The following is a 7,720-nucleotide window of genomic DNA, read 5'->3' as shown; positions in this document are numbered from 1 at the left end:
ATGGTGGCCCTAACAGGACTTGAACCTGTGACCACTACCATGTCAAGGTAGTGCTCTACCAACTGAGCTATAGGACCTAATCGATTTTGCAAGGGTGAAATTATACCCTTACGGAAGTTAAAAGTGACTTAACCTTTACAGGTCTGGGGTCGAAAATTCAAAATCAAAAGCCATAATACCGCTATATCAATCATAACGTCGGCAAAATTGAACACGGCAAAATTGAATCCGCAATGCCAATAGACATAATCGACCACCCCGCCGTGGATAAAACGATCGTATACATTTGAAAAACCGGCACCCACCATAATTCCGACCGGAATACTGTAGCACCTCTTCTTTAGCGAAAGGGTATATCCGACGACTCCTGCCAAGAGAACGAGCTGAATCCATTTGAGCGCCTCTTCCAAAAAGGCGAACATTGAAAATGCAACCCCACGGTTATAGACGAGGATCAAATCGATACAATCGGTGTAGTAGCGAAATCCTTTGACAAAAAGCCATTTGATATTCTGATCGGCGATAAAAATTCCCGCAGCAACAGCCGCAAGGATAAAAAGAGATTTACGCATTCAGAGCTTTCTCAAAAAATGTCACCAACTTGTCCATTGCTTTTTCCATCACTTTTGCATCTTTGCCTTCGAGCAAAAGACGAAGTTTATTCTCCGTACCCGAATAGCGGATGAGATGACGCATGTGTGCGCTCTCAATTTTTGCCAACTCTTCTTTCAGCCCTTCGATTTGATCAAGCGGTTTTTTGGTTTTAACCTTGATATTGACCAATTTTTGCGGATAGAGCTTGAACGGTCTGAGGATTTTGCTCGCTTTTTCGCCTGTCGTCAACAACAAGGACAAAACCTGCAATGCGCTGACCAATCCGTCACCCGTTTTTGCATAATCGAGCAATACGATATGACCGCTTTGCTCACCCCCAAAATTTAACCCTTTTTCCCGCATTACTTCAAGAACGTATTTATCCCCTACATTGGATCGGAACAATTTGAGACCGTTTTCTACGAGCGTGTCTTCCAGTGCCTGATTGCTCATCACGGTCGCTACAACACCCTCACCTTTTAGCTTTCCGCTTCTTTGCAAGAAAAGAGCAAGCGCTCCAATAATTTGGTCTCCGTCTACTTCCTCTCCATTCTCATCCACAACAATCAATCTATCAGCATCTCCGTCAAGTGCCAATCCGATATCGGCACGATACTGTTTCACCGCTTCGCGCAAATCTTTGGTGTGCATCGCACCACACCCTTCGTTAATGTTGAACCCGTTGGGCTTATCGTGCAAGACGATCACTTCGGCACCCAATTCATCGAGCACCGTCGGTCCGACTTTGTACCCTGCCCCGTTTGCCGTATCCAAAACGATTCTCAGCCCTTGGAGGGTCAATTCGCGGTTGAACGAGTTTTTGAGTTGTACGATGTAGCGACCGATAACATCATCGATCCGTTTTGCGGCACCGATTTGTCTACCTGTCACTTGCCCCTCTTCAAGACGTGTTTTATCTTGAGCAATCGCTTCGATTTGCGCTTCAATCTCTTCGGAGAGTTTATTCCCCTGAGCGTCAAAAAATTTTATCCCGTTGTCTTCAAACGGATTGTGGCTTGCCGAGATCATAATCCCCGCATCACAGCGCATATTGAGGGTCAAAAAGGCTATCGCGGGAGTCGGCATCGGTCCGATTTCAATCACATCGTATCCTACCGCCGTCAATCCGCTAACAATCGCATTTTCAATCATATAGCCGCTTTTACGGGTATCTTTGCCGAGCAAAATCTTTTTGGTTCGTGCATGTTCACTAAAATAGATCCCTGCCGCCATCGCGACGCGCATTGCCAATTCCGCCGTTAAAAACGAGCCGGCTTCTCCCCGTACTCCATCGGTTCCAAAAAGTTTCATAAATTTTTTCTTCCTTTTCATTTGATGTTATACACTAAAACGAACTCATCCGTTTTGGTGGCAAGGACTAAAGTCCTTTGCAATCCCCTAAAGCTACAAAACTAGCGTTTTGAGAATCATTTAATAAAATATTAAACTTTACAATTAATATAACTTTTTTATTTCAAATTCTATAAATTTTAACTTAAATTTAATTTTCTTTAAGGTAATATTTCACCCTAAATTAAACCTCGACAAGGATAAATGCCATGGCAAACCATAAGTCAGCATTGAAACGTATCCGTCAAACGGAAAAACGTACTGAACGTAACAGATTTTACCGTACGCGTATTAAAAATATCGTTAAAGCGGTTCGCACTGCTGTTGAAGCGGGAGACAAAGATGCTGCACGTGCCGCTCTTATTATCGCAAATGCGAATCTTCACAAATATGTTAGCAAAGGTGTCTTGAAAAAAGAGACTGCTGCACGTAAAGTTAGCCGTCTTCACCTCGCTGTTAACAAAATGGCAGCATGATTTTTGCCCTTTGGGCAAAAATCACCTCTTTAGCATTTTCTCAAAACGCCTCTTTTAGGACATACCTATGTTATCCGAAAAACTCACCCCATTTATCAACCGCTATAATGAACTTACCGAACTGCTCAGTTCTCCGGAAATCGGCAATGATATTAAACGGATGACAGAACTCTCCAAAGAGCAATCGTCTATCCAAGCGATTGTGAACAAAGCAACCGAATACAAAAAGCTCCTCGAGGATATTGAAGAGAATAAATCGCTTGCGTTTGATCCTGAATTGGGAGAATTAGCAAAAGAGGAGTTAAAATCCCTCGAACCGCAAGTCGAGCCCCTCGAAGAGGAGATCAAAAAACTTCTCATCCCTGCCGATCCGAACGATAAACGCAATATCTATATCGAATTGCGTGCGGGAACAGGGGGAGATGAAGCGGCTATCTTCGTAGGTGATTTGTTTAATACTTATGTCCGATACGCCGACCTCAGAGGGTGGAAAATTGAACTTATGAGCACCAGCCCATCCGATGCGGGAGGATACAAAGAGATCATCGCCCTCATCAAAGGGGAGCAGGTCTACTCTCGTCTCAAATTCGAAGCGGGTGTACACCGTGTTCAGCGTGTCCCTGCCACCGAATCCCAAGGACGGGTTCACACCTCCGCAATCACCGTTGCCATCATGCCTGAAGTCGATGACGTCGAAATCACGATCAACGAAAGCGACTTGAAAATCGATGTGATGCGTTCATCCGGCTCAGGGGGGCAAAGCGTCAATACGACAGACTCTGCCGTACGGATCACCCACTTGCCTACCGGAATCGTCGTCACCAACCAAGACGAAAAATCGCAGCACAAAAATAAAGACAAAGCGATGAAAATCCTCAAAGCCCGATTGTACGATATGCAGATGGAAGAGGCAAAAGAAAAAGAGATGGCAGAGCGTAAGGAGCAGGTAGGGAGCGGCGATCGTTCCGCGCGTATCCGTACCTATAACTACCCTCAAAACCGTATCTCGGATCACCGTATCAATCTGACGTTGTATCGTCTCGATGAGATTATGCAGGGAGGATTGATGGATGATATTATCGAGCCTCTGATTGCCGATGCTCAGGCGCAGATTATGGAGCGAGCGGGATTATAATCGCCCTCACACCAAAACGCTGGCGGTACGCTTGTGCACTACTGCACGCGACCTTGCTCTTGGTGTGGTGTGAGGGCATTATTATTTAAAATTCCCGTGATCCAATACAAAGAGCCGTTCCGAAGGCAGAAGTGCCGAGAGGAACGTGCGTTCTTGGATCACGGTATGTTCTTTTGCTACTTTTCTGGCTAAACAGAAAAGTAGATAAATGTTAATTTCTCCAAGTGGTTTCAAAAACCCCTTTCACTTCCCCCTTAAAGGTGATTGTCCCCTCATCAAGTCCAAGATAGAGTGTTTCTCCGCTTTTCGGATAGACTCGTGCATTATCGGCAACCGCATTTTCAATCGATGCACGATAGAAGCATGCTGCCATCCCAGTTCCACAGGCTAACGTCTCATCTTCCACGCCCCGTTCATACGTTCGTACACGGATCGATCCGTTGCTCTCGACATGGGCGATATTGACGTTCGCATTGTATTTGTAACGAAGTTCTCTCGCCATCGCGATATTGAAATCATTCATATCCGCATCAAACGTCACCAAATGAGGTACTCCCGTATCGATGAGCCACCATCGCATCTCGTACTCAACAATATCATCATTCACAACACAAGGAGGAGTTAGGTCACTCTGAACCATATTGCCCTCGACGCTCGCTTTTATGACCCCTGCACCCGTCAAAAACTCCATACTCTCACCCGCTAATCCAAAGCGATGCGCGTAATGGGCACACGCACGGCTTCCGTTTCCGCACATCGATGCGGTGGAGCCGTCGGCATTGTAAAACTCCCATTCGAAATCATGGCTGTCATGCGGGATCAAAACGATTAAACCATCCGCACCGATACCGTTTTGGCGATCACAGAGGGTTCGAGCTAATCCTGAGCGATCTGCCCCGTGAAACGCATGAAAAATGACAAAATCATTACCGCTGGCACAGTATTTGGCGATTTGGAGCATAAAAATCCTTTTAGCGACGAATGGTGCAATTATAGTAAATAATCCCTCGAATCACCTAGAGCCATTTTTTTGGCATACCTGCCAAAATAAATGCAGCGTTCATGAGAGGGATGAGCTTCTTTTGTTTCTTTTCTTTGCAGTAAAGAAAAGAAAATTAAACCTTTGGAGCAGGATAGAGTGCTTTTATTGTCTCTACAAATTGCTCACACTCTTTCTGCAAATGTTTGAGATTGGAGGAGTTATCGATCACCCATGTCGCACGCTTCTTTTTCTCTTCGATCTCCATCTGGCTTTCAATACGGCGTAATGACTCCTCTTCGGAAAAACCGTTGCGCTTCATAAAGCGCTCCAGCTGCAACGCTTTTGGGGTATAGACGACAACGCAGTTTTTGATCGGATACGACGACGTCTCAAAAAAAAGGGGGATATCGATCAGATAGGGGTATTTGAGACAATCTTGTTTGTCACTCTGCTCTTCAATCGCAGCACGAATTTTCGGATGCAAAAAAGCTTCCAGCTCTTTTTTGGCTTCCGGATCAGAAAAAATGACTCTCCCCAACATCGGGCGATCTACTTTGCCCCCTTTGACAAACTCTTCGCCAAAATGCTCCAATACCCAAACACAGTTTTCATCCAATATGCGGTGGGCTATCGTATCGGCATCGATAATACGCAAACCGTTCAGTCCAAGCAAAGAGGCAACAGTACTTTTCCCTGTCGCTATCCCCCCTGTGAGCGCTATTGCATATTCAAATGCCATTAGTTACGGATAATCCCAAGGTAATTCTTACGGACATATTGCGGCATGGCGAAAACGCCGATATGAACGTCGCAATTATAAAACTGCTGTCCTTCCAGCAAATCGGTGCGCTGCAAGATCACATCAGCTGTCGGATGATACTCTTTTGAGCATAGAAGCAAAGTCTCGCCGACCCCGTTGTAATAAGGCATAATGATTTTGAAATAGTTCCCCAAAATTTGCATCAATTTTGTGTTTTCCGCAACATCGTCGAGATTTGGATGTCGACAAACCATCAAAGCATCTTCTTTTAAAATACGGTTGACATGGGCGAATACGGCACTGTCATCGCATATTGTATCCAAAAGTAACACATCAATACTCTTATCCGGAGAATTTCGTAGCGATCCAAGAAGATCTTTAGCATCTGCGTACTCAACATCGATCTCTCTATAACGGGCCATTTCCGTTTTTATAAGATCAGTGCAATCACTCAAAACCATAACCGCGTGGGGGTTTTTATGGGTACACATCGCAACATGGGTCATCATTTCAGGGGCAATAAATGTTTTCATCAAAACGGTTTCTCTTCTTATTTGGTGGGAATTTTTGAGCGATTGTAACATGCGGAGATTAAACCGCATTGAATATTCTCTTTCGTCTATAAAGATTAAAGAAACGGAGCAAAAGATTCGCTATAATCTTCTCAAATATATATCATAAATGGAGCATTTTAATGTGTGCTGAAAAAATTCAACGTTTTTTGATGGCTATCGTCCTCACGGGCGCATTATTGTTGTTTGCAAGCAATCAAATGCTGTATGCGATGATCCTCCAAACTCTCGTCATTGTTATGGTCATCGTCTGGGCCATTACTGATTTTTGCCCGTCACTATGGGTTTTCAAAAAAGTTTTCGGTTCTTGTTACGAAAAATAAACTTCTCCTAACTCTCCCTTCGTTATAATTCCCTCATTACAACCAGATGAGGGACTTCATGAGTCAAATCAGCTATAAAGATGCCGGTGTCGATATCGATGCAGGAAACAGTTTTGTCGAAAATATCAAACCGCTCGTAAAATCGACGGTAATCCCCGGTGTTCTCGGCGGAATCGGATCATTTGCAGGGGCGTTCGAGCTTCCAAGCGGCTATCGTGAACCGGTCATGCTTGCGGCAACCGACGGTGTCGGGACCAAACTCAAACTTGCTATCGATTCGGGTATTCATAACACCGTGGGAATCGATTTGGTCGCGATGTGCGTCAACGATTTGATCTGCAACTTCGGAACTCCGTCGTTTTTCCTCGATTATTATGCAACAGGAAAATTGGATGTTGCTGCCGCGACGGCTGTCGTGAGCGGTATTGCTGAAGGGTGCCGTCAGGCAGAATGTGCCCTCATCGGCGGTGAAACAGCAGAGATGCCGGGGATGTACCATAGTGATGATTACGATTTGGCAGGCTTTGCCGTCGGTATCGGAGAAAAAAGCGAACTCGACCGTACCGACAAAGTTGCGGCAGGAGATATTCTGATCGCGTTACCGAGTTCAGGTCTCCACTCTAACGGATTCTCCTTGGCACGCAAAGTATTGTTTGAAAAAATGGGGATGAAATTTGAGGATGATTTCGAAGGAAAACCTTTGATCGAAACGCTCCTCACCCCTACACGTATCTATGTCAAAACGTTCAAAGCCCTTAAAAACAAGATCCAAGCCCTTGCACACATCACCGGAGGGGGAATTGTCGAAAACTTCCCACGTGTCCTTCCTGAGGGTCTTCGCGCCGTAATCACCGAATCCTCTATCCGTGTATTGCCGATTTTTGAACTCATCGCACAGCATGTTGAGCGTGCCGAAATGTTCCGTGCATTCAATATGGGTGTCGGGATGATCCTCGTCGTCAAAGAAGCCGACGTCGCCGATGTCCTCGCCGCAACAGACGGATATATTATCGGTCATCTCGAAACAGGCAAACGTGAAGCGGTTTTAGTCTAAACCGCGCTCCGCCATTCGCATTTCATTAACATACTCCACTCTTTTTTTACACTATAATAAATCGATTTTCATGAAGGAGATTATATGAATTTAAAAGCTATCTCTATTGCAGTTATTTTGGGTGCGGTTGCGATCCAGTTTATCCCGTATGGAAAAGATCATATCAACCCACCGGTGATGAGCGAAGTACAATGGGATTCACCGCGTACACAAGAGTTATTTAACCGTGCATGTGCCGATTGTCACTCCAACGAGACCAAATATCCGTGGTACAGCAACATCGCTCCGATCTCATGGCTCATCGCGCACGACATTGACGAAGGGCGTGAAAAAATGAACGTCTCAATGATCGGTATTCAAAAGAAAAATAAACTCAAAGATGCCGCAGACGAAGTGAAAGAGGGGGAGATGCCGATACCGCCATATCTCATTGCCCATCCTGAAGCACGACTCAGTGATGCAGAGAAAAAAGAG

The 7,720-nt window shown here is 45.1% G+C and carries 10 protein-coding genes and 1 tRNA gene; 5 read left to right on the top strand and 6 right to left on the bottom strand.

Annotated features, from left to right (window positions below):
• Position 1: 1 nt before the first annotated feature.
• The 3 genes from JHC35_RS04610 to glmM all read right to left on the bottom strand — a co-directional run bounded on the left by JHC35_RS04610 (position 2) and on the right by glmM (position 1,905).
• Positions 2-77, bottom strand: a tRNA-Val gene (locus tag JHC35_RS04610).
• A gap of 51 nt (positions 78-128) precedes the next feature.
• Complete coding sequence (gene lspA / locus JHC35_RS04605) at positions 129-572, bottom strand: signal peptidase II (protein ID WP_295042457.1); 444 nt, start codon at positions 570-572, stop codon at positions 129-131.
• Positions 565-1,905: a phosphoglucosamine mutase gene (glmM, locus tag JHC35_RS04600; protein WP_295042456.1), complete on the bottom strand. Its 1,341-nt coding sequence runs from the start codon at positions 1,903-1,905 to the stop codon at positions 565-567. Before glmM ends, lspA begins: the two co-directional genes overlap by 8 nt.
• 248 nt (positions 1,906-2,153) lie before the next feature.
• Between glmM and rpsT the strand changes: the two genes are divergently transcribed.
• Positions 2,154-2,420, top strand: a complete 267-nt coding sequence (gene rpsT / locus JHC35_RS04595) for a 30S ribosomal protein S20 (RefSeq protein ID WP_295042454.1) — start codon at positions 2,154-2,156, stop codon at positions 2,418-2,420.
• A 67-nt stretch (positions 2,421-2,487) separates the two neighbouring features.
• The gene (prfA, locus tag JHC35_RS04590) at positions 2,488-3,555 is read left to right on the top strand and encodes a peptide chain release factor 1 (RefSeq protein WP_295042452.1); all 1,068 of its coding nucleotides are present in this window, start codon (positions 2,488-2,490) and stop codon (positions 3,553-3,555) included.
• A gap of 211 nt (positions 3,556-3,766) precedes the next feature.
• Here the strand turns inward: prfA and dapF are convergent, their stop codons facing one another.
• From dapF to JHC35_RS04575, 3 genes are all read right to left on the bottom strand, one after another.
• The gene (gene dapF, locus JHC35_RS04585; protein WP_295042450.1) at positions 3,767-4,516 is read right to left on the bottom strand and encodes a diaminopimelate epimerase; all 750 of its coding nucleotides are present in this window, start codon (positions 4,514-4,516) and stop codon (positions 3,767-3,769) included.
• Positions 4,517-4,670: 154 nt separating this feature from the next.
• A complete protein-coding gene (coaE, locus tag JHC35_RS04580; RefSeq protein ID WP_295042448.1) occupies positions 4,671-5,276 on the bottom strand; it encodes a dephospho-CoA kinase in 606 nt (201 codons plus the stop codon).
• The gene (locus JHC35_RS04575) at positions 5,276-5,830 is read right to left on the bottom strand and encodes a spermidine synthase (RefSeq protein WP_295042446.1); all 555 of its coding nucleotides are present in this window, start codon (positions 5,828-5,830) and stop codon (positions 5,276-5,278) included. Before JHC35_RS04575 ends, coaE begins: the two co-directional genes overlap by 1 nt.
• Positions 5,831-5,991: 161 nt before the next feature.
• Here JHC35_RS04575 and JHC35_RS04570 point away from each other — a divergent pair, with 161 nt between their 5' ends.
• The 3 genes from JHC35_RS04570 to JHC35_RS04560 all read left to right on the top strand — a co-directional run.
• Positions 5,992-6,192 (top strand): phosphoribosylaminoimidazole synthetase, encoded by a 201-nt coding sequence (locus tag JHC35_RS04570; protein WP_295042444.1) that lies wholly within the window; start codon positions 5,992-5,994, stop codon positions 6,190-6,192.
• A gap of 58 nt (positions 6,193-6,250) precedes the next feature.
• Entirely contained in the window at positions 6,251-7,246 is a 996-nt protein-coding gene (gene purM / locus JHC35_RS04565) for a phosphoribosylformylglycinamidine cyclo-ligase (RefSeq protein WP_295042442.1), read from the top strand.
• An 84-nt stretch (positions 7,247-7,330) separates the two neighbouring features.
• Positions 7,331-7,720 (top strand): heme-binding domain-containing protein (locus tag JHC35_RS04560; RefSeq protein ID WP_295042440.1); only part of this gene is annotated, 390 nt, incomplete at its 3' end.

The sequence above is a fragment of the Sulfuricurvum sp. genome, assembly GCF_022759005.1.
In the GTDB taxonomy this organism is placed as follows: domain Bacteria; phylum Campylobacterota; class Campylobacteria; order Campylobacterales; family Sulfurimonadaceae; genus Sulfuricurvum.
The sequence above is the reverse complement of the archived record's forward strand: the minus strand, read 5'-3'. Positions and strand labels throughout refer to the sequence as shown.

Excerpts from the sequence above, each read along its gene's own strand:
- lspA (WP_295042457.1), bottom strand. The coding sequence starts at position 572 with ATGCGTAAATCTCTTTTTATCCTTGCGGCTGTTGCTGCGGGAATTTTT.
- glmM (WP_295042456.1), bottom strand. The coding sequence starts at position 1,905 with ATGAAACTTTTTGGAACCGATGGAGTACGGGGAGAAGCCGGCTCGTTT.
- rpsT (WP_295042454.1), top strand. The coding sequence starts at position 2,154 with ATGGCAAACCATAAGTCAGCATTGAAACGTATCCGTCAAACGGAAAAA.
- prfA (WP_295042452.1), top strand. The coding sequence starts at position 2,488 with ATGTTATCCGAAAAACTCACCCCATTTATCAACCGCTATAATGAACTT.
- dapF (WP_295042450.1), bottom strand. The coding sequence starts at position 4,516 with ATGCTCCAAATCGCCAAATACTGTGCCAGCGGTAATGATTTTGTCATT.
- coaE (WP_295042448.1), bottom strand. The coding sequence starts at position 5,276 with ATGGCATTTGAATATGCAATAGCGCTCACAGGGGGGATAGCGACAGGG.
- JHC35_RS04575 (WP_295042446.1), bottom strand. The coding sequence starts at position 5,830 with ATGAAAACATTTATTGCCCCTGAAATGATGACCCATGTTGCGATGTGT.
- JHC35_RS04570 (WP_295042444.1), top strand. The coding sequence starts at position 5,992 with ATGTGTGCTGAAAAAATTCAACGTTTTTTGATGGCTATCGTCCTCACG.
- purM (WP_295042442.1), top strand. The coding sequence starts at position 6,251 with ATGAGTCAAATCAGCTATAAAGATGCCGGTGTCGATATCGATGCAGGA.